This window comes from Pseudoalteromonas sp. J2K-J599, assembly GCF_059295115.2.
In genome coordinates this window covers 2,381,566-2,404,991 of the sequence record NZ_CM200271.1, presented here as the reverse complement: position 1 = coordinate 2,404,991, position 23,426 = coordinate 2,381,566, and the positions used below count along the sequence as shown (strand labels likewise).

The 23,426-nt window shown below is 39.6% G+C and carries 22 protein-coding genes and 4 tRNA genes; 9 read left to right on the top strand and 17 right to left on the bottom strand.

What is annotated here, in order from left to right:
* Positions 1 to 14: 14 nt before the first annotated feature.
* From AC5NT5_RS10860 to AC5NT5_RS10805, 12 genes are all read right to left on the bottom strand, one after another.
* On the bottom strand, positions 15 to 713 hold the full coding sequence (locus AC5NT5_RS10860) for an electron transport complex subunit E (protein WP_182672803.1): 699 nt from the start codon (positions 711 to 713) through the stop codon (positions 15 to 17).
* Positions 710 to 1,351 (bottom strand): electron transport complex subunit RsxG, encoded by a 642-nt coding sequence (gene rsxG / locus AC5NT5_RS10855; protein WP_182672804.1) that lies wholly within the window; start codon positions 1,349 to 1,351, stop codon positions 710 to 712. Before rsxG ends, AC5NT5_RS10860 begins: the two co-directional genes overlap by 4 nt.
* A complete protein-coding gene (gene rsxD, locus AC5NT5_RS10850; RefSeq protein WP_154903409.1) occupies positions 1,348 to 2,406 on the bottom strand; it encodes an electron transport complex subunit RsxD in 1,059 nt (352 codons plus the stop codon). The genes rsxG and rsxD overlap by 4 nt, the downstream gene beginning before the upstream one ends.
* The gene (gene rsxC, locus AC5NT5_RS10845) at positions 2,403 to 4,850 is read right to left on the bottom strand and encodes an electron transport complex subunit RsxC (RefSeq protein WP_494512826.1); all 2,448 of its coding nucleotides are present in this window, start codon (positions 4,848 to 4,850) and stop codon (positions 2,403 to 2,405) included. Before rsxC ends, rsxD begins: the two co-directional genes overlap by 4 nt.
* An 8-nt stretch (positions 4,851 to 4,858) precedes the next feature.
* On the bottom strand, positions 4,859 to 5,413 hold the full coding sequence (gene rsxB, locus AC5NT5_RS10840) for an electron transport complex subunit RsxB (protein WP_007585357.1): 555 nt from the start codon (positions 5,411 to 5,413) through the stop codon (positions 4,859 to 4,861).
* Position 5,414: 1 nt separating this feature from the next.
* Positions 5,415 to 5,996 carry an electron transport complex subunit RsxA gene (gene rsxA / locus AC5NT5_RS10835; RefSeq protein ID WP_008172491.1) on the bottom strand — a complete coding sequence of 194 codons (582 nt, stop codon included), beginning with the start codon at positions 5,994 to 5,996 and terminating at the stop codon, positions 5,415 to 5,417.
* A gap of 81 nt (positions 5,997 to 6,077) precedes the next feature.
* Positions 6,078 to 6,896 carry a substrate-binding periplasmic protein gene (locus AC5NT5_RS10830; protein WP_494512827.1) on the bottom strand — a complete coding sequence of 273 codons (819 nt, stop codon included), beginning with the start codon at positions 6,894 to 6,896 and terminating at the stop codon, positions 6,078 to 6,080.
* A gap of 15 nt (positions 6,897 to 6,911) precedes the next feature.
* A complete protein-coding gene (locus AC5NT5_RS10825; RefSeq protein ID WP_494512828.1) occupies positions 6,912 to 8,855 on the bottom strand; it encodes an EAL domain-containing protein in 1,944 nt (647 codons plus the stop codon).
* Positions 8,856 to 9,003: 148 nt separating this feature from the next.
* A tRNA-Asn gene (locus AC5NT5_RS10820) sits at positions 9,004 to 9,080 on the bottom strand.
* 29 nt (positions 9,081 to 9,109) lie between these two features.
* A tRNA-Asn gene (locus AC5NT5_RS10815) sits at positions 9,110 to 9,186 on the bottom strand.
* A gap of 21 nt (positions 9,187 to 9,207) precedes the next feature.
* Positions 9,208 to 9,284, bottom strand: a tRNA-Asn gene (locus AC5NT5_RS10810).
* Between the two features lie 21 nt (positions 9,285 to 9,305).
* Positions 9,306 to 9,382 (bottom strand) — tRNA-Asn (locus tag AC5NT5_RS10805).
* Positions 9,383 to 10,435: 1,053 nt separating this feature from the next.
* On the opposite strand from AC5NT5_RS10805, the gene AC5NT5_RS10800 reads away from it, so the two are divergent.
* From AC5NT5_RS10800 to AC5NT5_RS10780, 5 genes are all read left to right on the top strand, one after another.
* Positions 10,436 to 11,815, top strand: a complete 1,380-nt coding sequence (locus AC5NT5_RS10800) for an MATE family efflux transporter (protein ID WP_138489356.1) — start codon at positions 10,436 to 10,438, stop codon at positions 11,813 to 11,815.
* Positions 11,812 to 13,806: an excinuclease ABC subunit UvrB gene (gene uvrB / locus AC5NT5_RS10795; RefSeq protein ID WP_039487290.1), complete on the top strand. Its 1,995-nt coding sequence runs from the start codon at positions 11,812 to 11,814 to the stop codon at positions 13,804 to 13,806. Before AC5NT5_RS10800 ends, uvrB begins: the two co-directional genes overlap by 4 nt.
* A gap of 2 nt (positions 13,807 to 13,808) precedes the next feature.
* The gene (locus AC5NT5_RS10790) at positions 13,809 to 14,747 is read left to right on the top strand and encodes a class I SAM-dependent methyltransferase (protein WP_182682114.1); all 939 of its coding nucleotides are present in this window, start codon (positions 13,809 to 13,811) and stop codon (positions 14,745 to 14,747) included.
* The gene (locus AC5NT5_RS10785; protein ID WP_494512829.1) at positions 14,748 to 15,428 is read left to right on the top strand and encodes a tRNA (adenine(22)-N(1))-methyltransferase; all 681 of its coding nucleotides are present in this window, start codon (positions 14,748 to 14,750) and stop codon (positions 15,426 to 15,428) included.
* A gap of 101 nt (positions 15,429 to 15,529) precedes the next feature.
* A complete protein-coding gene (locus AC5NT5_RS10780) occupies positions 15,530 to 16,552 on the top strand; it encodes a hypothetical protein (RefSeq protein WP_278380883.1) in 1,023 nt (340 codons plus the stop codon).
* 4 nt (positions 16,553 to 16,556) lie between these two features.
* Here AC5NT5_RS10780 and AC5NT5_RS10775 read toward each other — a convergent pair whose 3' ends face one another.
* A complete protein-coding gene (locus tag AC5NT5_RS10775; protein WP_010553668.1) occupies positions 16,557 to 16,799 on the bottom strand; it encodes a hypothetical protein in 243 nt (80 codons plus the stop codon).
* Positions 16,800 to 16,996: 197 nt separating this feature from the next.
* Between AC5NT5_RS10775 and AC5NT5_RS10770 the strand changes: the two genes are divergently transcribed.
* On the top strand, positions 16,997 to 17,446 hold the full coding sequence (locus tag AC5NT5_RS10770) for a methyltransferase family protein (RefSeq protein ID WP_494512830.1): 450 nt from the start codon (positions 16,997 to 16,999) through the stop codon (positions 17,444 to 17,446).
* A gap of 94 nt (positions 17,447 to 17,540) precedes the next feature.
* On the opposite strand, the gene queC is transcribed toward AC5NT5_RS10770, so the two are convergent.
* Entirely contained in the window at positions 17,541 to 18,197 is a 657-nt protein-coding gene (gene queC, locus AC5NT5_RS10765) for a 7-cyano-7-deazaguanine synthase QueC (protein ID WP_002960416.1), read from the bottom strand.
* A 145-nt stretch (positions 18,198 to 18,342) separates the two neighbouring features.
* Here queC and queE point away from each other — a divergent pair, with 145 nt between their 5' ends.
* The 3 genes from queE (at position 18,343) to AC5NT5_RS10750 (ending at position 21,799) form a co-directional block, all read left to right on the top strand.
* Positions 18,343 to 19,008, top strand: coding sequence for a 7-carboxy-7-deazaguanine synthase QueE (queE, locus tag AC5NT5_RS10760; RefSeq protein ID WP_002960417.1), 666 nt, complete (start codon positions 18,343 to 18,345; stop codon positions 19,006 to 19,008).
* 217 nt (positions 19,009 to 19,225) lie between these two features.
* Entirely contained in the window at positions 19,226 to 19,969 is a 744-nt protein-coding gene (locus AC5NT5_RS10755) for a class I SAM-dependent DNA methyltransferase (RefSeq protein ID WP_024604945.1), read from the top strand.
* Positions 19,970 to 20,218: 249 nt separating this feature from the next.
* Positions 20,219 to 21,799 carry an SNIPE associated domain-containing protein gene (locus tag AC5NT5_RS10750; RefSeq protein WP_169045016.1) on the top strand — a complete coding sequence of 527 codons (1,581 nt, stop codon included), beginning with the start codon at positions 20,219 to 20,221 and terminating at the stop codon, positions 21,797 to 21,799.
* A 43-nt stretch (positions 21,800 to 21,842) separates the two neighbouring features.
* Here AC5NT5_RS10750 and AC5NT5_RS10745 read toward each other — a convergent pair whose 3' ends face one another.
* From AC5NT5_RS10745 to AC5NT5_RS10735, 3 genes are all read right to left on the bottom strand, one after another.
* Complete coding sequence (locus AC5NT5_RS10745) at positions 21,843 to 22,109, bottom strand: hypothetical protein (RefSeq protein ID WP_494512831.1); 267 nt, start codon at positions 22,107 to 22,109, stop codon at positions 21,843 to 21,845.
* Between the two features lie 202 nt (positions 22,110 to 22,311).
* Positions 22,312 to 22,791: a thioredoxin-dependent thiol peroxidase gene (gene bcp, locus AC5NT5_RS10740; RefSeq protein WP_002963124.1), complete on the bottom strand. Its 480-nt coding sequence runs from the start codon at positions 22,789 to 22,791 to the stop codon at positions 22,312 to 22,314.
* Between the two features lie 11 nt (positions 22,792 to 22,802).
* Complete coding sequence (locus AC5NT5_RS10735) at positions 22,803 to 23,336, bottom strand: glycine cleavage system transcriptional repressor (protein ID WP_149591933.1); 534 nt, start codon at positions 23,334 to 23,336, stop codon at positions 22,803 to 22,805.
* Between the last annotated feature and the right edge of the window lie 90 nt (positions 23,337 to 23,426).

The following is a 23,426-nucleotide window of genomic DNA, read 5'->3' as shown; positions in this document are numbered from 1 at the left end:
AATACGTTTTCCCCTTAAGTTAAGCTAGTAACACGTGCTCGAGGGCCTTTTTCAGCCTCTGGCGGTGCAACTTGTTTTGATTTTATTTGTGCGTCAATTACGTTTTTTGCAGCAATAAGCAGCCCAAGCCCTAGAAAGGCACCCGGTGGTAAAATTGCCAATAAAAACTTGTTATCAAAGTTAAATACTTCTATACGCAAGCTCTGTGCCCATGGGCCAAGTAATAAATCGGCTCCGTCAAACAGCGTACCTTGGCCAATTAATTCACGCATAGCCCCTAATACTAACAATACAGCCATAAAGCCTAAGCCCATCATTAAGCCGTCAAATGCTGATAAATGAACAGGATTTTTAGAGGCGTATGCTTCGGCGCGGCCAATAATGGCGCAGTTAGTTACAATCAACGGGATAAAAATTCCCAATGATTGATATAAACCAAAGGTATAAGCGTTCATAAGTAATTGAACTATTGTTACAAAGCCCGCGATGATCATTACAAATACAGGTATACGAATATCTTTTGGCACCCAGTTACGCACAATCGATACGGTAACATTTGAGCCTATTAGTACGAGTAAAGTTGCTAAGCCTAAACCTAAGGCATTTGTTACAGTTGAGGTAACGGCAAGCAGTGGACATAAACCTAAAAGCTGTACAAGGGCAGGGTTATTTACCCATACACCTTCTTTGTATAATGTTTTTAACTCACTCATTTAGCTACCTCCATACATTCGGCATTAGGTGCTGCAAAAATATCATCAAAATTAGTTTGTGCGAACAATACGGCATTTTTAACAGAGCCCACAACAGCACGTGGCGTTATGGTCGCGCCTGTAAATTGATCAAACTGGCCGCCATCTTTTTTAACAGCCCAGCGAGCGTCTTCTTCGCCTTCAACCGTTAAGCTTTTAAATGTTGTGATCCAAAGTGATTTTTTAACTTCTACTTTGTCGCCTAAACCAGGGGTTTCTTCGTGTTTAGTCGTACGCACGCCAGCAATAGTGCCATCGGTCAATACCGCTGTTAATAAGTTAATATCGCCACTGTAGCCGTTTGGCGTAACATGCCTAATAACAACAGCGACTGGTTTATTATTTTTACGAGCACGATAAATTACTTGATTTGCGTATGGGCCTAGTTTTTCGTCAGTAATAACTACGCAATCTTGTGATAATTGATTGTCGTACGATTTTGGGTCGAGCACTTCTTGTAGCTGCGCAGTAAGTTGCAGTTGTTCTTGCTCTGCAATTTTATCGGCAGTAAGCGCGTTGATAGAGGCAACTAAGCCCGTTGTTGCTAACGCAAACGCAGTTAAAATAGCACCATTTTTAGCCATTGACGAAATGATCATTTTACTGCTCCATGGCCATAAGTACGTGGCTGTGTGTAGTAGTCTATTAGCGGGACTGCAATATTAATCAGTAATACGCTAAATGCGATAGCATCAGGAAAACCACCAAAGGTACGAATTAAATAAATTAGTAAGCCAATTAGCGCGCCATAAATTAAGCGCCCTTTGTTAGTTGTTGCTGCAGATACCGGATCGGTTGCTATGAAAAAGGCTCCCATCATAGTGGCACCACTTAATAAGTGAAATAGGGTGCCCGGCTCTGTGCCTGGTGATGCGATATAACCAATAGCACTACATACAGCTAAAGTTACGATAAAACTGACAGGAATATGCCAGTTAATTATTTTTGCTTTTAGTAAGTATAAACCACCCACTAAATAGCCTAAATTAACCCATGCCCAACCAAGGCCAGCCCATTCGTTAAATATTGGCTTTTGCATGCTCTCGGTAACGGTTAAACCGTGGGCTATGTCTGTTTTAACAGTATCCAGCGGGGTTGCCATTGTTAGGCCATCAACCCCTGCGCGCACTTGATCTAGGCTAAACCCAGAGGCCGTAAAATCGGTAAATATTAGCCTTAGCTGATCTGCAAAGCCTATTGGCGTATTTATTAAATCAGTGACAGGCAACCATGCGGTCATTTGCACCGGAAACGAAACTAATAGCAGTACATAAGCCGCCATTGCTGGATTGAATAAGTTAAACCCAAGGCCGCCATAAAGCTGTTTAACTATAACGATAGAAAATAAACAGCCAATAACGATTATCCACCAAGGGGCAAGTGGTGGAATACTCAGTGCCAATAACACGGCAGTAAGCCACGCACTGCCATCACTTAATGCAGGCCAAACAGGGCGCTTTCGTATTAGCATTATTGCAGCTTCAAATACGCTTACAGCAACAAGCGCGAGCACCAGTTGAATAAGTACACCTGTTCCAAAAAAGAAAACTTGAGCAATTAGCCCAGGAATACACGCAGCAATAACGCTAAGCATTAATCGCGTTAACGATTTATGGCTGTGATTATGCGGCGAACTGGCCATGGTTAATTTCATGACTGATTATTTCCTTCTTTTTGTAACTTTTTAGCTTTTGCTCTCGCAATTGCAGCAGCCACGGCGGCTTTTTTCTTATCGTCGGCTGATTTAGGTTTATCTACGTTAATAAGATCTGATGAGTCATCGGTGTTACTTTCTGCACTCTTAGGTGCTGCGCTATCAACTTGTAGCTGAGTTTGTTCGGTATCTTCTAGTGCTTTAGCTGCTTTTTTAGCTTTAGCACGAGCTATGGCCGCCGCTACCGCTGCTTTTTTATCATCAACAGGGGCATCACTTTGTGGCTCTTCACTTGTGGCTTGCTCAGCGTCTTCTAATGCTTTAGCTGCTTTTTTAGCTTTAGCACGAGCTATGGCCGCCGCTACCGCTGCCTTTTTATCATCAACAGGGGTATCACTTTGTGGCTCTTCACTCACGGTTTGCTCGGTTTCTTCTAATGCTTTAGCTGCTTTTTTAGCTTTAGCGCGAGCTATGGCCGCCGCTACTGCTGCCTTTTTGTCATCAACAGGGGCATCACTTTGTGGCACTTCACTCACGGACTGCTCAGCGTCTTCTAATGCTTTAGCCGCTTTTTTGGCTTTAGCACGAGCAATGGCGGCCGCTACTGCTGATTTTTTGTCATCAACGGGGGCATCAGTTTGTGGCTCTTCACTCACTGTTTGCTCAGCGTTAACTAATACTTGTGCTGCTTTTTTAGCTTTAGCTCGAGCAATGGCTGCAGCGACTGCTGATTTTTTATCATCAACGGGTGTAGTCTCGGCCGATTCATCTGTTTGCGATTTTTGCTCTTTATATTTACGCGCTTGTTCTTTACGTAGTGCGCGCTCTTTTGCTACTTCGCTGTTGTCTGGCTCTAGTTCTTCGCCTTGTTGCTTTTTAGCTTTAGCGCGTGCAATAGCGGCAGCAACAGCTGATTTTTCATCGCCGTTATCTGATTTATTTTTAACACGGGCTAGTGCCTCAGCTACTTTTTGCTTTTCGTCAGCAGACTTAGCAGCAGGTTTGCGTTTATGGCGGTTTTGGCGTTCTTCTTGCTCACGCTCTAAACGTTCTTTTCGGGCATCAAAACGCTCTTTTGCTCTGTCGGCTTTAATTTTGTCAGCTTGTTGTTCTTTAATTTCAACTTTGGCTATACGGTAGTACTGTACAAGAGGGATTTCGCTTGGGCACACATAGGCACAAGCACCACATTCAATACAATCAAATAAATTGTGCTCTTGTAGCTTGTCGTACTCTTTTGATTTAGCAAACCACTGCAATTGTTGTGGCAATAAAGAAGCAGGGCAGGCATCGGCACAGGCGCTACAACGTATACAGGCTTTTTCAGGGCCGGGTTCCGCTAGCTCTTTATGATCAGGCGCTAAAATACAGTTGGTTGTTTTAACTATGCCAATACGTACTGTGGGTAGTGTAAAGCCCATCATTGGGCCGCCCATCACAACACTTTGCTGCGGCACAGGCGAGAACCCTTGGCAATCAAGTAAGTGTTTTATTTCAGTACCAAGTAGTGCCCATACATTTCCAGGTTTATGAATAGTGTTGCCTGTTACTGTAACTATACGCTCAATTAGCGGTTTGCCTTCATAAACGGCCTGCTGTACGGCAAACAAAGTACCCGTGTTGTGCACTAAAATACCAATATCGGCAGGAATACCAATGCTAGGAACTTCACGGTTAGTAAGTAATTTAATTAATTGCTTTTCACCGCCAGATGGATAAATAGTTGGCACCGTTTGAATAATAATTTTTGAGTTATGCTCAGCTGCTTGCTTCATTGCTGCAATAGCTTCAGGCTTGTTATCTTCTATACCCACAATGCACAGTGTTGGGTTTAAAAGTTGCTGCATTATTTCAATGCCTTGGATAACTTCTTTAGCGTGTTCGCGCATTAAAACGTCATCGGCAGTAATATAAGGTTCGCACTCAACAGCATTTACAATCAAAAATTCGATAGGTTGCTTGGTATCTGCTTTTACATAAGTAGGAAAACCAGCACCACCCATACCGCTAATACCGGCTTGGTGAATAATATTTATAAGCTCATCATGGCTAAGCTCAGCAGGATTTTTATTTTTATTTAGAGCTACCCATTCGTCTTTGCCGTCTGGTTCAATAATAACACTTAGTTCAGGCAGGGCCGATGGATGTGCTGATGGCATAGGTGCAATATCAGTAACCACACCAGAGCTTGGCGCATGCACAGGTACCGACCAGTTAGCAGCAGGCTCTGTTAGTGGTTGGCCTTTTAATACGTGTTGGCCTTTTTCTACAAGTAACTTACCATTTGCGCCTATGTGCTGCTTAAGCGCAACAATGAGTTTGTCGGGCAAAGGTAGGCGAGTGATACTCGCACTATTAGAGAGTGATTTTTGTTGTGGTGGGTGTATGCCGCCAGGAAATGCCCACACGGTGCCTTTTTTTATTTGTTCAAGTAACTTGTCCACTCAAACCTCTAATCTATTTGTGTAACAGGAATAGCGTCTAGCTGCCATTTCCAGTTTTGTTTAGTTTCGGCTACAGGTAGCATATCAATGCAATCTACAGGGCAAGGCTCAACACATAAATCACAGCCAGTACATTCATCAATTAACACTGTATGCATTTGACGAGTTGCGCCCAAAATGGCGTCAACCGGGCAGGCTTGAATACATTTGGTACAGCCAATACATTCATCTTCGCGAATATAAGCCACTGTTTTTATAGGTTCTGCTTGCTCGCCACCGGCAAGTGGTTTTTCATCAACCCCCATTAAGCCGGCAAGCTTTTTCATGGTTGATTCACCGCCTGGTGGGCATTTATTTATTTCATCGCCATTAGCTATGGCTTCGGCGTAAGGGCGACAACCCGGGTAGCCACATTGTCCGCATTGAGTTTGCGGTAAAATAGTATCAATTTGCTCAACAATAGGGTTACCTTCAACGCGAAAGCGAATTGCTGCAAACCCTAAAATAAGTCCAAAAATGAGTGCTAGCGAACCAATCGCTATCAAGGCATAAAACAAGGTCATATTAAAACTTCACTAATCCAGTAAAACCCATAAACGCCATCGACATTAAGCCTGCAGTGATCATTGCAATAGAGGCGCCTTTAAAAGGCGTAGGAACGTCAGCAGCTGCTAAACGCTCTCGTAGTGCTGCAAACAATACAAGCACTAAAGAAAAACCAACCGCAGCACCAAAACCATATACCGCAGATTGTAAAAACGAATGATCTTCTTTGATATTTAATAAAGCCACACCTAATACCGCACAGTTAGTGGTGATCAGCGGTAAAAATATGCCTAATAAACGATATAGAGTAGGGCTGGTTTTACGCACAACCATTTCGGTAAATTGCACTACAACGGCAATCACTAAAATAAAGCTCATGGTGCGTAAAAAGGCGATATCCAGAGGGATTAAAATATATTGATTAACTAAATAGCTAGTTACAGAGGCAAGGGTAAGCACAAACGTGGTTGCCAAAGACATACCAATCGCCGTATCAAGCTTACCTGATACGCCCATAAACGGACATAAGCCTAAAAATTGTACTAATACAAAGTTATTAACCAGAACGGTTCCAATCAATAACAAGACATATTCTGTCATGTGTGCCTCACGCTATAATAAACGTGGGTATTATCCTTTTTTCTTTATCGATTAACAACACATGAGAAGCAAATAAACGACTCAATCAGTAATGATATTAAAGCGACTTAAGATTTCAGGTGTAATTAGAATAGGATCAATATTATACGGCTTTAAAATATCTTTAAATTGATCGTGTTCTTGGTATAAATCTAATAGTGCTTTATTAAATAGGGCGATTTGTTCAGGAGATAATTGAATTTTATTAAACCCAATAAAATAGGGAGATTCGCTTTGTAAAAAAGCCAAATTAACATGATGTAAGTTAAATTGTTTTAGCCTAGCGCGCGCTTGTAAAGTATTGGCAAAATATCCATCTATACGGTTGTTTTCTATCATTTTTACACCCGTACCATTGGCATCAGTGAGTAAAACAATATCAAATTCTCTCAATCCGTCTTTAATCATTTGTTGCTGTATTTTGATTAGTTGAAAAGATGCATTTGAAGGGCCAAAAACAGCAATTTGCATTTTTTGTAGATCATTGAGGCTTTTAATGGTTTTTTTAGCACCTTCAGGTTGAAAAAAACCATATTGCATTTTCATAAGCGGAATCGAAAAGTAAAGCCATTCGTTGCGGTCAATATTCCAGCCCATAGGAAAGTTTCCTTGAGCTTGCAGGTTTTTTAACATCAGCTTAGAGCGACGATTTGGTACGCTAATAAACTCACATTTATAATTGAGGCGTTTACACGCTAAGGTAAGTATATCAACAAAGGGGCCAGTGGCATTATTGCTTTCATCAACAAATGAAAATGGAGGATAGTTGTGAGTGCTAAAAACTAATTCTTTTTGCGGGGTGCTTGCGTACAAACTCAAAGGCATAATAAAAAGTATAATAAAGGTAACTACTCTTTTCATGATGCCTCCAATAGACTATATGTCTTTAGGTTTTTCTATGTAATAACCCTGAACGCCATCTAAACACAAAGTTTCTATAATGTGCTTTTCTTCTTGGCTCTCAACGCCTTCGGCAAATACGCTAACACCAATACGGTGGGCTAAATCAACCATTAAGCGCATAAAATACTGATTATTTTTATCATCTTCAAGGCCGCGAGTGTAACTTGCATCCATTTTAATAAAGTCAGGTTTTAAATCGCGGAAAAATTTAAACGATGTTAAGCCAACACCAAAACGTTCAACAGTTACGCGAGCACCAACGCGGTGAACCATGTCGATAAAGCGTTTACTAGCTTTTATGTTTTGCTGTAAACCAAACTCGCTTACTTCAAATACTAGTTTAGATGCAATGTGCGTATCTTTTAATAATCGGCGTTCTAGCCAAATTACAAACTGATCGTTGTGTGCACTAGAGGCTGTTACGTTTAAACCAAAAAACTTTTCAGATAAATTACGGCTTTTAACTTTTTCAAGAGAAGAGTCGATGATCAGGCGGTCAATTTCTATTGCCATATCGAGCTTTTCAGCCATGGCTAAAAAAGAAGCGGTAGGCAGTACTTGATTGTCTTCTGTTTTAAATCGAACTTGTACTTCAGCGTAGGCTTTTATGCTTTTACCAAGCGGCATAATGTTTTGCATCACTAAATGTACACGTTTAGAGTCAATAACTTCCTTAATAACCTTGCGCCAGTTTTGATTACCAAAACCTGCACTCACATTATTAACTAAATCAGTTTCACGTTGTACGTGCCATGCGTTTACCTGTTTTGATTGCGCCATACTCATCGCGTTATCAACAACAGAAAGTAGTTCGCCTAACGGCTTACCTTTTTCGTAACCTACAATACCTGTATTAGCAACTGAGCTTAATTCTTGGTTTTGTTGGTACTGAGTGAAGCGCGATTGCAGGTTTTCACCAAAGCGCTCAGCTTCTTTTAGAGGAATGTGGGGTAGCACTACCGCAAAGTCAGAGCTGTTTAATCTAAACACTTGGCTACCTGTGTAAGTGCCGCTTATGTGCTTGATAATATCGGCAACACCTTTAACGTACTCGTCACCTTTTTGATAACCACGGCTTTGGTTTATAGCTTGTAGTTCGCTACAACGAACCATAGCTAAAGAGCCAAATGTACTTTGCTCAGTGTTTTCAATATTTTTTTCGTAGTACTCAACAAACATATTACGATTACCAAGCGAGGTAATTACATCTTTGTACGCTTCATGCTTGATAGTCATAGCAGCGCTTTGTATGTCTTCGTTTTTGTTTTTTAAAAAATGTGATAACCGATTAAAACTAGGTACTAAATCTTTTCCCATTTTTTTCAATCGAGTGCCATCTAATGCTGTTTCTAAATCATTATCAAGTTGGTTTTGATTGATATAAATATCGATAATGTCAGCAACTGTTGTACTTATATTTTTATTTAAATGATAAAAAATAGATTTCATTAGAATTATTGGAATAATAACTAAAATGGCAGAAATCAAAATAACAATAAAAAGGGACGTTTGTAGCTGCGACGCTAAATGCTCAATGTTAAGTACAAATTCAACTTTTATATCTGCGGCATCGTTTACAGCAAACTGTGGGCGTACAGAGTTAAAGTTAGAGAGTACAAAATCAGCAAACATTGGTAATTGAGTAGGGGGGTTAATGCTAAATACTTCAGCACCTTGGTAATCTCTTAGAGTAAAGCTTGAAAACGTATTACCATCTGCAATTGATTGTTTTAAATTTTGAGCAGAAATATCGTCTAAAGAAAGGTCATTAATATACTTAGTAACAGTTGTTTGTGCATTTTTTTGTGCATCACTTACCGCAGTATCAAAGCTTATAGATATGAAGTAGCTTCCTGCTGCAACACACAATAACCAAGAGATAATTTGTATAAAAATAAGTTTTTTAAATCCAGCCATGTTTTCAGTCTTTTAATGATCAAAAGGGAAGGAATCAAGTCCTTGATTAATAAACTAAGTACAGCGCATTAAAGAATTAAACTAATGCTTTAGTTATATATGGAAGAGTAGTGGAAATAGCTTGGAATGTCTATGAAATTCTTAGAATTGGCTCCCCCTCCCCGACTCGAACGGGGGACCTGCGGATTAACAGTCCGTCGCTCTAACCAACTGAGCTAAGGGGGAACTAATGTACTGATATTATTATGATGATTTGGCTCCCCCTCCCCGACTCGAACGGGGGACCTGCGGATTAACAGTCCGTCGCTCTAACCAACTGAGCTAAGGGGGAACTACATCATAAACATAAACTTGGCTCCCCCTCCCCGACTCGAACGGGGGACCTGCGGATTAACAGTCCGTCGCTCTAACCAACTGAGCTAAGGGGGAATCGTTTATGGTTGAAAAACTTGGCTCCCCCTCCCCGACTCGAACGGGGGACCTGCGGATTAACAGTCCGTCGCTCTAACCAACTGAGCTAAGGGGGAAGCGTCTTGCCTTTCAACGGGGCGAAATATTAATGATGGAGCCGCAAAGTGTCAACATATAAAAGTCATAAATTGAAAAAAGAGGTTTATTCGTTGTTTTTGTGTTCGATCTGCGTGATTTATAGCTCTATTAAAGCTGTTTTTTTAAGAATTTAAGAATACTAATGCGAGTTTTATTATTGTTGAGTCTTTAAATTGGTTAAATTAAACACGCCATTAAAGCCACTTGTAATTAAAAAACAACTCAAAAACATAAAATTTCATTTTTTACTTTGGGGTATTCTTCGTATTTATTTACTTTTTTATTTTAATTTTCTAAAAATATACCTGCACGAATAGTCATAAAAGTATTTTTCCCTCTTAATAGTGATCCAATTTTGATCTATAAATTGAGCATTTATTATCTTCGCTCAAAAATAGAACAATCAATAACTTAACTTTGTATTAAACGTTTTTTATTTACTAACGTATAACTATGTTAAGAAGAAAAATCGGCAAGCTTGCGTTTTCAGTGTGAGTTTATAAAAATGCCACAATTAGCAAATCAACAATTGGTTGGACCTCAGCGAAAATTGCGAGTCTCTCAAGGCCTTTATAAATGCGGCTTTGAATGAGTTATCCACGGTTTCTGTGGATAACTCTGTTTATGAAACTTTAAGAACATCATCGGCACCAATGTTTTAGGGTGCTACAACGATTTCAAGCTTTTAAATCACTATTTTTTATTCATTGTAAAACAGTAGGTTATGTTTTGGTGGCTAATAGATGTAACTCCATGAATGAATTTTTTCGTAACGATAAACCAAGTAGTTGCTTTGTGTAAAAAAGCATCAGATAACACAGGGTGTTTGTAATAAAAGTTATAAAAATGTGTTTTAATTGTTTTTTGGCGTGTTTAGGCTCTATTTTAACAAAAAGATGTAAAAATCAAGTTTTACTATTTTTTAGAATATTTACTTCCGTAATTACATCAATTGTAGTGATAAATCCGTGGCTTGAACTGCCTTGATGCTTTAAAATGATTCGTTCAGTAAAAAGAGGCCTATTTATTTCATGCGCGCAATTTCAAAATCTCAGACTCGCCCAGATTTACTAAACGATCCTATCTTGCCTACATTAAAGACGATGACCATACCGATGATATTCGGCATGATCACACTAATGATGTTCAATATTGTAGACACCTTTTTTATAAGCTTACTTGGCACCGAACCACTAGCTGCCGTGAGCTTTACATTTCCGGTTACTTTTACCGTTATCAGCTTAGCAATAGGGCTGGGGATCGGTACATCAGCAGTAATAGCGAAAGCGCTCGGCAGTAATAAAATTGATGAAGCACGTTTTGATGCCAGTATTTCTTTAATGGTTGGTGTGGTTCTGGTTATTGTGTTGTCATCTGTTGGATATTTACTGATTGACCCCATATTTACTTTGCTAGGAGCGGGCGCGCAAGTATTGCCGTTAATACACGAATACATGAATGTATGGTTTATCGGTAGCGTATTTTTAATAACCCCAATGATTGGTAATTCGGTACTGCGTGCCAGCGGTGATACCAAAACGCCAAGTATAGTAATGGGCGGAGCCGGGCTGATAAACGCCGTACTTGACCCAATACTTATATTTGGCTTTGGGCCGGTACCCGCGTTAGGAATTCAAGGCGCTGCCATAGCAAGTGTTGTTGCATGGTCGGTCGCTGTGGTTATTATTTTATATATATTAGCGGTTAAAAAACGTTTGTTGAGTCTCAAAGCGGGCAAGCAAACTGTAACTGGCGCTATTCGTAAAATATTAAAAATTGGTTTACCTGCTGCAGGTGCAAACATGCTTACACCCGTTGCAATGGCCGTAATGACCGCCTTAGTAGCGCATCATGGGCCAGAAGCCGTGGCCGCATTTGGAGTAGGAAGCCGGATAGAATCTATTGCAAGTATATTAGTGCTTGCACTATCGATGACATTACCGCCATTTGTGAGTCAAAACTTTGGGGCTGGCAAATTATGCCGTGTTAAAGAAGCGTATACCGGCACACTAAAATTTGTGATGGTATGGCAATTTGCCATTTACGTATTACTAATTGCATTTTCAGGTGTTATAAGCCAATTATTTGGTAAAGAACAAGCCGTAATAGATGTAATTAAGCTCTTTATTTATACCATCCCACTAAGCTATGGCTTACAAGGGGTGATCATATTATCAAACTCATCGTTTAATGCTTTACACAAACCAATGAACGCATTGGTACTAAGCGTTATTCGTTTATTCATATTTTATGTACCATTTGCTTATATCGGCAACGAAATAGCCGGATTATTAGGGTTATTTATAGGCGCTGCCATAGGTAATTTATTTACAGCAATAGTGGCATATAAATGGTTTATGAAAAAACTAGAAGCGCTGAGCGGCGAATCGTTACAGGAGTGCAATAATTGAGCGACCATTTTCAGTTAAAATCACATTTCAAACCAGCAGGCGATCAGCCTACCGCCATTAAACAGCTATGCGAAGGGTTAGAAGCGGGGCTTGCACACCAAACGTTATTAGGTGCCACCGGTACAGGTAAAACCTTTACTATGGCCAATATTATTAGCGATTTAAATCGTCCAACAATAATAATGGCGCACAATAAAACATTGGCTGCGCAGCTATACGGCGAGATGAAAGAGTTTTTTCCTAAAAACGCGGTTGAATACTTTGTATCGTATTACGATTACTACCAGCCAGAAGCCTATGTTGTATCTAGCGACACATTTATTGAAAAAGATGCTTCGATAAATGAGCACATAGAGCAAATGCGTTTAAGTGCGACCAAAGCATTGCTTGAGCGTCGCGACACCATTATTGTGGCATCAGTATCGGCTATTTATGGTTTGGGTGACCCTAAATCGTACATGAAAATGATGCTACTTTTAAAAGTGGGCGAAAAAGTCGATCAACGCGACATGCTACGCCGCCTTGCTGAAATACAATATACCCGCAATGATATAGATTTTAGCCGAGGTACATACCGCGTACGTGGCGAAGTAGTTGACATATTCCCAGCAGAGTCAGACACTTTTGCTGTACGTGTAGAAATGTTTGATGATGAAATAGAACGCCTAAGTATTTTTGACCCGCTTACCGGTGCAATTGAAAAGCACATAGTGCGCGCTACTATTTATCCTAAAACGCACTATGTTACCCCGCGTGAAAAAATACTTGGCGCTATCGAAAAAATAAAAGAAGAACTAAAAGAGCGACGCGCCCAGTTACTCAGTGCAAACAAATTAGTAGAAGAGCAACGTGTAGCACAGCGAACGCAATACGATATAGAAATGATGACCGAGCTAGGTTATTGCTCGGGTATAGAAAACTACAGCCGTTATTTATCGGGGCGTACGCCAGGCGATCCGCCGCCAACATTGCTTGATTACCTACCTGATGACGCATTAATGATTATTGATGAATCGCATGTAACCGTATCGCAAATTGGTGCAATGTATAAAGGCGACAGAAGCCGTAAAGAAAACCTTGTTGAGTATGGTTTTAGAATGCCATCCGCAATGGATAATAGGCCACTGCGTTTTGAAGAATTTGAAGCCATAGCACCACAAACTATTTATGTATCGGCAACGCCTGGCGACTTTGAGTTAGAGCGCTGTGCGGGTGAAATAGCAGAGCAAGTAATTCGCCCAACAGGGCTGCTCGACCCACTTATAGAAGTACGTCCTGTGGGCGATCAGGTTGATGATTTACTCTCAGAAATATACAAAAGTGTGGAGAAGGGCGAACGCGTACTGGTAACTACACTTACTAAACGTATGTCTGAGGATTTAACAGACTACCTAAGCGAGCATAATGTAAAAGTACGTTACTTACATTCAGACATTGATACCGTTGAGCGCGTAGAAATAATTCGTGACTTACGAGCTGGCGTGTTTGATGTGTTAGTGGGCATTAACTTACTGCGAGAAGGCCTTGATATGCCAGAAGTGGCACTAGTTGCCATACTTGATGCTGACAAAGAGGGCTTTTTACGCTCGGCTCGCTCGCTGATACAAACCATTGGCCGTGCTGCTCGTCACTTAGATGGCCGCGCTATTTTATATGGCGACAGAATTACAAAATCAATGGCCAAAGCCATGGACGAAACAGCACGCAGGCGCGAAATTCAGCATGCATATAACGTTGAGCACGGCATAGAGCCTCATGCTCTGGCTAAAAAAATACTTGATGTAATGGATGTAGGTGAAGAAGCGGCCCCTAAAGACAACCTTAAACTTATTCGTAAAGAGTCTAAAAAGGTTCTTAGTGCGAAAGAAATTGCCGTGCAAATTAAGCAGCTTGAAACCAAAATGCATGCATACGCAAGCGACCTAGAATTTGAAAAAGCGGGCTCTGTTCGCGATGAAATACATGAACTACAACAACAGTTGATTAATTAAAAATGACAGCAAACTTTACACCTCTTATTACTGCGCTTGAAAATGCGCCAATTTTAAAAAATGAACTGTGTCGTGTTTTTCATGGCCGAGGTCATAGCGTCGAAGCATTAAGCCATATTAATTTAGACTTTTACCCGCCCAGTTTATTTTTGGTTTCGTACGATGAAATTGACGAGCAAACACTAAGCGAGCTCACCAATGTTGTGTGGCAGTGGGCACAAAAAAATCAGCCAGAGCTTATTACGTCACTTGTGTACCAGCAACGTGCTGGCGTACAAAGCCAAAACACCGTGGTTTATGGGCAATTACCTAACCCACATGTTGTAACCGAAAATGGCATTCGTTTTTTGGTTGATTTACAGAGCCGTCAAAATACCGGAATATTTCCCGATATGCGTAGCGGCCGTGAATTTGTAATGGCTAACAGCAAGCATGGTAAAGTGCTTAATTTGTTTTCGTATACATGTGGGTTTTCGCTTGCCGCCATGCAAGGCGGTGCAGATCATGTGATGAACATGGATATGAGCAAAGGCGTGCTTAAAGTCGGCAAGCAAAACCATCAACTAAATGGTTTTGAGCGCGGCGTCAGTTTTTTACCTCACGATATTTTAAAATCGTTTGGAAAACTAAAAAAAGCAGCCCCGTTTGATTTAATAATAGTTGATCCGCCAAGCTTTCAAAAAGGCAGCTTTATATTAACTAAAGACTATCAAAAAGTGCTGCGCAGGTTGCCAGAGCTACTTTGCGATACCACACAATTACTATTGTGTGCTAATAGCCCAGAGCTTAGCGAAGATGCATTTAAAGCATTAATAAACGAGAACACCCAAGGCGCAATTGAATTTGTTGAGCGCCTAGCCCCCACCGAGCGTTTTATTGAAGTAGACAGCGACAAAAGTTTAAAAGCGCTTGTCTATAAAACGTCACAAATACCTGCTTAAATGAAGCTCAGTAAACGCCTAACTGCCATTGATAAATTAATTTCGCAGCATCACGATATTATTTGGGATTGTTGCTGCGACCATGGTTATTTAGGTATGGCGCTATTAAAACGCGCAGCTGCAAACCACGTTATTTTTGTAGATATAGTCGCCACTTTAATGAACGATCTAGAAGCGCAATTATCATCTATTAATAAATTACAAAAAACCTGTGATAAAAATCCGCAGTGGCAGGTCTTATGTCAGGATGTAGGCAAAATAGAAATTGCTCAAAGTAAAAGCCAAGTAGTTGTAATAGCAGGTGTTGGCGGTGAGCTGTTATTAAGTTTAGTACAACAAATCATTGCTAATAACGCAGTTGAGCATTTAAATAATGTTCGGTTTATTTTATGCCCAGTGCATCACACTTATAAGTTGCGAGTGGGTTTAAAACAACTCGGTTTAGGGCTTATAAGTGAACAAATAGTTTACGACAACAAACGTTTTTATGAAGTGATTGAAGTGAGCTTTAGTACCAATAATGAGATTAGCCATACCGGCAACAAAATGTGGGACTTTGCTAGTACAGAGCACGCTATGTACCAACGACAACTCATAAATCATTATAATAAAATGCTCAATAAAGATAAGCCATACTATCAAAAAGTTATAACAGACTATCAAGAACTCACTGATAGTTAAAAAAGCCCAAAAGTAGGGCGTACATGTGATCTAATTACGACATTGACGACGTAATGTGTTCATAGTTTATATCGCACTACGCGAGTTTATTTGGTTTATTTATGTCAGATAACAAGAGTCACATTAATCATTTGCTCAGCAATGAGCAAAAATGGCAACACAGTTACGAGCAACCTATTTCTTATGCACCCCTTGTGCAATTGGCTAATAGTAATTGGGTGGTGCCACAGCATTTTTTACGTTACAAGCACACGCTCCAAAGCGTAAACGAAGTACTTGAGAGTATTGAGTTTTCGGCTCACTTTAGAGTGCTCGCTGCACAAAAAGGTGAAGAAATTTACCTGCAAGTAGCAGTGCTGAGCCCTGATAACTACCAAAAAAGCGCATCTACTAATGAAGCCAAAGCTAAAAAACTATTATTTGGCAGACGCTGGATTGTAGAGGAAAACTTACCTACCTCAGAGCTTATTCAAACCGCATTTTTAGCGTTAAAAGTAGCGCGTGAACATGAAGTAAGAGAGCTTTTTCAGTTAATGCAAAGCGGTGCAACAAGCACACCATTTAACAATCACCACGACTTACCTGTAATGGCGCAAAACCCTGAACTTGTTAAAAGCGAAGCGGTTACAAGTAACGTTGATGAAGTGCTTAAACGTATTGTATTTGCAGGAAAAAGTATTGAGCTTAAAAGTCAGCAGCAAGTAGCCGAGCAACATTTATATACTGTTGAACTGTTGTGTGAGGATTGCCAGCTTAGCGAGTTTAATAAAAAAACAATTGCGTTTTTAACAGCAGACTCATCCGCTAATAGCTTTTTACACGGCTTAATTGCGGCATTGGTGGCCACAAGTAATGACTACGTAAACGAGCAGTTTAAATACAAAGGTTTTGCCCGTTTTAGTAAGCACGTTGCAGTTGAACAAATAGGTAACCTAAGTATCGCTATGCGCTCGCCAAGTACCGTAGGGCTTTGCTCTATGGGTAAGCAACATGCTAATCAGTTAAACTTTGAGATAGACAGTGGGCGAGCACCACAGGGCTGCGGGCAAGCTATTGGTGGGTTTTTAGCTGCTCACGGCATTGAGCAGCCAGAAAATGCGCATTTATATCCAAATTACTTATAACAACTTAAAGTTTATTAATTTCATCTTTAACGTTAAAGCTTGAATCAGTAACAATAGCCTCAAGTGTTTGTACACGCTCTTTTAATGCAAGCACTTGTGCGTTTGTTTCAGCTAGTTGTTTATGAGCATCGCTGTTGTTGTTTTGCATTTTATGCTTAAACTCAAGATGCTTTTTATACATATCGTAAACTACTCCTGAGCCAACCGAAATTAGCACAATAAGTACAATCATCGTAGTTCCAGACATAACCTCATTCCTTATCATTTTATTATTCGTTTATGGTTAAAGTATAACCTTTAAGCGCTTTTGTTAAAGCTGACAATTGTAACTTAATTTGTATACTTTATTTAATTCAGCTTTGAGCGTGTTCATCATTTATACACTTTAGATATTGTTTAATGGCTACTTAAATAAACATATTTTAGTCAATACAGTGAGTTGCCATGTTAAATAATAAAATTCCACCGGTTATCGTTGTGCTGTTTTTTGCAGGCATAATGGCGCTTATTGCGCATTACAGTGTTATTGATTTCACCGCCTTTATTACCTACTTAGCAGCAAGTTTGGTCATTATTGGGTGTGTTTTTTGTATTGCAGGGGTAGCGAGCTTTAAAATAGCAAACACCACAGTAAACCCAAATAAACCTGAGCAAGCGTCAAAACTTATTACGAGCGGCATTTATAAAATTTCGCGTAACCCAATGTATGTGGGTTTTGCATTTATTTTAGCAGGGTGGGGTGTTTGGTTAAGTTCCTTGTGGGCGCTTTTATTTATTATCGGGTTTATTGCGTATTTAACGTTTTTTCAAATAATACCCGAGGAGCGTGCGCTCACTAAATTATTTGGCGAAGAGTTTACCGCTTACAAAGCGCGCGTAAAACGCTGGCTGTAATCAATATCATTGACTTAAAACGTGACAAACAAAAAAGGCTATCGATGATAGCCTTTTTTTGTTTGCAGCAATTGTATTACTAATTAATTGCGGCTTATTCGTATTCTAACGGGTCTGTAATGTTATTTAGTGCAAATGCTTCAAGGCGTTCTTGGCAAGCGCCACATTTACCACAGGCCTTTTCACGGCCGTTATAACAGGTCCACGTTTGGCTGTAATCTAAACCCATTTCAATACCGTCGGTTAAAATACCAATTTTAGTATTATTTAAATACGGGCTAAAAATTTCTACCGCGTCGTAGTTAGCAATACGACACACATCATCCATTTTTTGCACAAATTCAGGACGGCAATCAGGGTAAATAGCATGATCCCCAGAATGAGCGCCGTAATAAACTTGGCTAGCTTTAAGTGATACCGCGTAACCAACAGCAAGCGAGAGCAAAATCATATTACGATTAGGTACAATCGTACTTTTCATGCTTTCTTCTTCGTAATGGCCTTCAGGCACATCAATATCATCAGTAAGTGATGAGCCACCAATAAGTTGGTTAATCGCCGAAATATCAACAATTTTATGTGGAACGTTTAATTTTTCACACACACTTGCCGCTACTTTAAGCTCTTTTACATGACGCTGACCATAGTCAAATGAAAGGGCATATACATCATGGCCTTGTTGCAGGGCTTTATTTAATACGGTAAATGAGTCCATACCGCCGGAATAAATAACAACTACTTTTTGCGTCATATCTGTTTTGCTCTTAGTTTTAATAGAGGTTTATATCAGGGCGCGATATACTACACGGCCGCAGCTTAAATAACAATTTTTGCACAGCGCTTTTTGGTTTTTTAATAGTAGCAATTTGGCTGCTAGGTAGTAAGTGAGATCTCTTTTGTACAAAATTAATGAAGTGTTTGAAACCATTCAAGGTGAAGCTAGCTTTACTGGCACACCCTCAATATTTTTACGTCTGCAAGGCTGCCCAGTAGGCTGCTCTTGGTGCGACACCAAGCAAACGTGGGATGTTGATAATGTATATAAAGTATCGCTGGATGAAACCGTAGAAAAAAAAGCCGACTCAGATCATTGGGCTAACGCCAGTGCAGAGCAAATTTTAGCGTTGTTTCAATCACGTGGTTATACCGCAAAGCACGTAGTTATTACTGGCGGCGAGCCATGTATGTTTGATTTAAATCCAGTATGTAACTTATTACACGAACACGGCTTTAGTACACAAATAGAAACCAGCGGCACGTTCGAAATACTCGCCCCAGAGCAAACATGGGTAACGGTATCACCAAAAATCAATATGCGCGGTGGTTATGAAGTACTTACCAGCACCATGAAGCGTGCCAACGAAATTAAACACCCCGTTGCCATGCAAAAGCATGTAGAAGAGTTAGAAGAATTATTTGCTAAAACAGGTGTTAACCCTAAGCTTGTTTATTTACAGCCAATTAGCCAAAAAGTATCAGCAACTAAACTCGCAATCGACACCTGTATTGCCAAAAACTGGCGCCTATCAATACAAGTACATAAGTATTTAGGAATTAGTTAAAGAGTTATATTGCGTATGTTGGGTAGAGCGAAGCTACACCCAACAAATCTCCACTTCCGCACCATTTTCTAATAACGTTTTATAATATTTAAATACGTAGGTCGGATAAGCGAAGCGCCACCCGACAACCCTAAAGCACATATCTTCTTCGCTAATAGCCCTAACTAGTTTACTATGCGCGACTTAAAAATATTCTACTACTTACCACTAGGCTTATATGTCCGCAAATGCGCTTTACACCGACCTTTCAGATTACTACGACTTAATGTGTGCAGATATTAATTATCAAGCCCAAAGCAATTCTATTCACAGGCTGCACCAAATTTTTGGTAATGGCGCAAACACCCATCTAGATTTAGCATGTGGCACCGGCCCGCATGTACGCCACTTTATTGATAACGGTTATAAAAGTAGTGGGCTTGATTTAAACCAGCCAATGCTAGATAAAGCAAAAACGCGTTGCCCAGAAGCGCAATTTTCATTGCAAAACATGAGTGAATTTAAGGTAACCGAGCACTTGGATTTAATTACCTGCTTTTTGTATTCAATCCATTACTGCGACGGCATTAATAAGTTAAAAGAATGCCTTGCCAGCGTACACAGCGCATTAAACGTAGGTGGAATATTTTGTTTTAACACGGTTGATAAAAACAAAATCGACAGCGATTCATTTGTAGAGCACACAGCAACAAGCGAAAATAGCTTCTTCACATTTCGTTCTGGCTGGCACTATAGTGGCAGCGGCAGTAAACAGTTATTAAAACTCAGCATAGAAAAAACCACCGCAGACAAAACACTCGTATGGCACGACGAGCACCCAATGGTCGCTTTTAGTTATACCGAGCTTAAAGAAGCCCTAAAGCCGTACTTCGAAATCCACATATTTGAACATGACTACGACAAAATAACCCCATGGGCAGAGCGCTCAGGCAACGCCATTTTCGTCTGCGTAAAAATTTAAGGCAAACACGTATGTTGGGTAGAGCGTAGCTAAACCCAACGAACCTCCATATCCACGGCCAATACCCACACCCTATAACCCCGCATTATATATTTGAAAACGTAGGTCGGATAAGCGAAGCGCCATCCGACGATGCACCGTATTTGAGTTTCGGCGCGTAAAATTCTGTATATTAATTTCAGTTTCATCGACTCAAAAATATATGCTACCTTCAAATAGTGGATTTAATAATGATAAAAGGAATTTAAAATGGAACACTCTGCATCAATTCTCCTCCTAATAATTACCATATTGATTTGTCTTGGTTGGTACAACCATACAAAAAATTTAAAAATACAGTTTAAAAAAAATATTAAGGCATTAAATGATTCTTTAGCTTTAGCGCGAGAAGAAGCTAAAAAGCAATCATTGAAAAATAAAGAGCTAACTGAGAAATATAGCCCAATCATTCAAGCCGAAGCTTACTCTCAAGCTTTATTAGATGAAGCGAAACTAAAAGCAAATGCTATAAAGCAAACTGCTGAAAATTTAGCTAATGAAGTAAAAAATGAATCTATTACTGTAAGTGAGTCATTAAAGGAACAAAGAATAGAGGGGAGCCTAAGACTTCGAGAAGCGAAGGAGAAAGCTGAAAAAATTAGGTTGGATGCTAATCAAGAAGCTGACCGTATTACTTTATTCGCAGAGCAAAGGGCTAAAGAGATTGCGGGTGATGCGTATGAAGCAAAAGAAAAAGCTAATACCTACGAGCAAGCAATAAAAGCAATGCGAAATACTATCGAAGGCTATAAGGACGACTATATCATTCCTAATCACTCAGTTTTAGATGACTTAGCTGAGGATTTTGGTCACAAAGAAGCTGGAGCAGAGCTAAAGTCAATACGTCAAAATATTAGGCAAATGATAAAAGAAGGATTTGCTGGGGATTGTGACTATGTTGAACAACATAGAAAAACATATGCAATCCATTTTGTAGTTGATGCATTTAACGGTAAAGTAGACAGTGCATTATCTAAAGTAAAACACGATAATTTTGGGAAAATAAACCAAGAAATATTAGATGCGTTCGCATTAGTTAACCACAATGGCGTTCCTTTTAGAAAAGCTAGAATTAATGAAAAATATCTTAATGCACGTTTAATTGAACTAAAGTGGGCTGTAGCTACAAGTGAATTAAAAAGAATCGAACGTGAAGAGCAAGCAGAAATTAAGGCTCAAATTAGGGAAGAAGAAAAGGCTTTAAGAGATATTGAGAAAGCAAAGAAAGAAGCCGAAAAAGAAGAACGCTTACTTCAGAAAGCTTTGAAAAAAGCACGAGAAGAACTTTCTACTGCAAATGATGAGCAGCGAGCCGACTATGAAGCGAAATTACTTGATCTAGAAAAGCAATTAAAAGAAGCAGAAGATAAAGGTCAAAGAGCTATGTCGATGGCACAACAAACCCGAAGAGGGCATGTATACGTAATAAGCAATGTAGGCAGTTTTGGTGAAGAGGTATTCAAAATTGGTATGACCCGAAGACTTGAGCCTATGGATCGTGTAAAAGAACTAGGCGATGCATCTGTTCCTTTTTCCTTTGATGTTCATGCGATGATATTTAGTGAAGATGCGCCATCTTTAGAAAAAGAACTTCATCGCCGTTTTGATATTTACTCAGTGAATAAAATAAATTCAAGGAAAGAATTTTTCAAAACTACAATATCAGAAGTTAAGAAAGCTGTAGAGGGCAATGGGATTAAAGATGTTCATTGGACTTTAAAAGCTGAAGCTTCTGAGTATCGTGAGAGTTTAGCAATAGAGAAAAACTTACAATGTAATGCGGTTGCTTAACTCTTTCTTATTTAGTTTCATGTATTAAGACAAAGTAGGTGAATTAGTTTTTTTCATCAATTTCTTTTCCGCAATTATAACAATCGTTAGTGGGAAGCTTACAACTAGAAATAGAGCGCATTACTTGGTTTTTCTTACAGGCAGGGCAGACGTAATTAATTACAGAGATTATAAGCGCAATAGCAAAAACAAAACTACCGATATAAAACGGGTTTGAGTAAAATTGCATACTTGGTTCTGAAAAGTTAAAACCAATAATACAGATGATTAATGCAGTTAAATAAAGTTTAAATTTTAGGCTTTTATTCAAGGTTTAAATATCCAATTGGCAAGGTGCTAATAATAAGTGCTTTGGCAGTTTTAACAAATTATTTACTAAATTACTAATTAAGTTTTTATATAGCGCAAATGTATAGGCATAAAAAAAGCGTTGCCCTTGAGCAACGCTTTTCTGTATTTGTCTAATAGCTGGTAGTTAACTTACTGTGCCGCTAGCTTATTCTGCAGCTAACTTATTCTGCTGCGAGATAGTCTAACACTACTTGATGGTGATCTTTGGTTTTAAACTTATCAAATAGGTGTTTAATTTTACCGTCTTGGCCTACTAAAAACGTCAAACGGTGAATACCATCGTACTCTTTACCCATAAATTTTTTGTAGCCCCATACACCAAATGCTTCAGCAATGGCGTGATCTTCGTCGGCTAATAAATCAAAGTTAAGCTCTTTTTTAGTTTCAAAGTTTTTAAGGCGCTTAATTGGATCTGGGCTAATACCTACAACGCGGGTGTTAAATTTAGCAAGCTGTGCTTGCTCATCGCGTAGGTTTTCGGCTTGTACAGTACAGCCCGGCGTTGACGCTTTAGGGTAAAAGTACACGAGTACTTGTTGCTCTTTTAACAGCTCGCTTAATGTTACTGTTTCGTCGTTTTGGTTTTGTAGGCTAAAAGCGGGTGCAGTATCGCCAGCTTGTAATGGACTAATTGTGTTCATGTTTAGCATCCTTAACGAATTCGTTTAAAAATATAATCTACGTTTAGCGTGTGAGAAAGGCTCTCAAAACTAATTTTAAATTGATCTATATCTACATCAACAGGTATGTTGAATTCAAGTTCACAACGCATCTTTATGTTGTCTTCTTGGGAATAAGTGTCTGACTTAAGTGAGCAAATACTAATATTATTGTCGGCAAAAAAGCGCGTTACTTTGCTCAATGTACCAGGGGTGTCTATGCCTGTGTATTCTAGTGTGTAACCTGCACAAAACTCCTCAGGAGTATGACTTGCTGTACGCTTCATCATGGTTAGCAGGCCAAGTTCCATGGCTTTAGTGGGCAGTACGTGCTCTATGCGGCTTATTGCCGACATGTCGCCGCTCAGTAGCATTATGAAGGTAAATTCGCAGCCTAAAATAGCAATTCGGCTGTCAATAATGTTGCAGTGGCAATCGCTAACCAGTTGGGTTAGTTCACTTACTATACCGGGTCTGTCTTCGCCAATCGCTGTTAAAACAATTTGATGATTTGAAAATGCAGTCATGAGTTCAAATACCTTGTTACTTGGATTATATCAACCGAGTTGGCAACACCAAAAATACACACGAGAAGTTGCACGGCGGCGAAGTTTAAC

Excerpts from the sequence above, each read along its gene's own strand:
- AC5NT5_RS10785 (WP_494512829.1), top strand. The coding sequence starts at position 14,748 with ATGAAGCTCAGTAAACGCCTAACTGCCATTGATAAATTAATTTCGCAG.
- AC5NT5_RS10775 (WP_010553668.1), bottom strand. The coding sequence starts at position 16,799 with ATGTCTGGAACTACGATGATTGTACTTATTGTGCTAATTTCGGTTGGC.
- rsxA (WP_008172491.1), bottom strand. The coding sequence starts at position 5,996 with ATGACAGAATATGTCTTGTTATTGATTGGAACCGTTCTGGTTAATAAC.
- AC5NT5_RS10830 (WP_494512827.1), bottom strand. The coding sequence starts at position 6,896 with ATGAAAAGAGTAGTTACCTTTATTATACTTTTTATTATGCCTTTGAGT.
- AC5NT5_RS10860 (WP_182672803.1), bottom strand. The coding sequence starts at position 713 with ATGAGTGAGTTAAAAACATTATACAAAGAAGGTGTATGGGTAAATAAC.
- AC5NT5_RS10800 (WP_138489356.1), top strand. The coding sequence starts at position 10,436 with ATGCGCGCAATTTCAAAATCTCAGACTCGCCCAGATTTACTAAACGAT.
- AC5NT5_RS10825 (WP_494512828.1), bottom strand. The coding sequence starts at position 8,855 with ATGGCTGGATTTAAAAAACTTATTTTTATACAAATTATCTCTTGGTTA.
- rsxD (WP_154903409.1), bottom strand. The coding sequence starts at position 2,406 with ATGAAATTAACCATGGCCAGTTCGCCGCATAATCACAGCCATAAATCG.
- rsxB (WP_007585357.1), bottom strand. The coding sequence starts at position 5,413 with ATGACCTTGTTTTATGCCTTGATAGCGATTGGTTCGCTAGCACTCATT.
- queC (WP_002960416.1), bottom strand. The coding sequence starts at position 18,197 with ATGACGCAAAAAGTAGTTGTTATTTATTCCGGCGGTATGGACTCATTT.
- AC5NT5_RS10735 (WP_149591933.1), bottom strand. The coding sequence starts at position 23,336 with ATGACTGCATTTTCAAATCATCAAATTGTTTTAACAGCGATTGGCGAA.
- AC5NT5_RS10780 (WP_278380883.1), top strand. The coding sequence starts at position 15,530 with ATGTCAGATAACAAGAGTCACATTAATCATTTGCTCAGCAATGAGCAA.
- rsxG (WP_182672804.1), bottom strand. The coding sequence starts at position 1,351 with ATGATCATTTCGTCAATGGCTAAAAATGGTGCTATTTTAACTGCGTTT.
- AC5NT5_RS10770 (WP_494512830.1), top strand. The coding sequence starts at position 16,997 with ATGTTAAATAATAAAATTCCACCGGTTATCGTTGTGCTGTTTTTTGCA.
- AC5NT5_RS10755 (WP_024604945.1), top strand. The coding sequence starts at position 19,226 with ATGTCCGCAAATGCGCTTTACACCGACCTTTCAGATTACTACGACTTA.
- AC5NT5_RS10750 (WP_169045016.1), top strand. The coding sequence starts at position 20,219 with ATGGAACACTCTGCATCAATTCTCCTCCTAATAATTACCATATTGATT.
- AC5NT5_RS10790 (WP_182682114.1), top strand. The coding sequence starts at position 13,809 with ATGACAGCAAACTTTACACCTCTTATTACTGCGCTTGAAAATGCGCCA.
- bcp (WP_002963124.1), bottom strand. The coding sequence starts at position 22,791 with ATGAACACAATTAGTCCATTACAAGCTGGCGATACTGCACCCGCTTTT.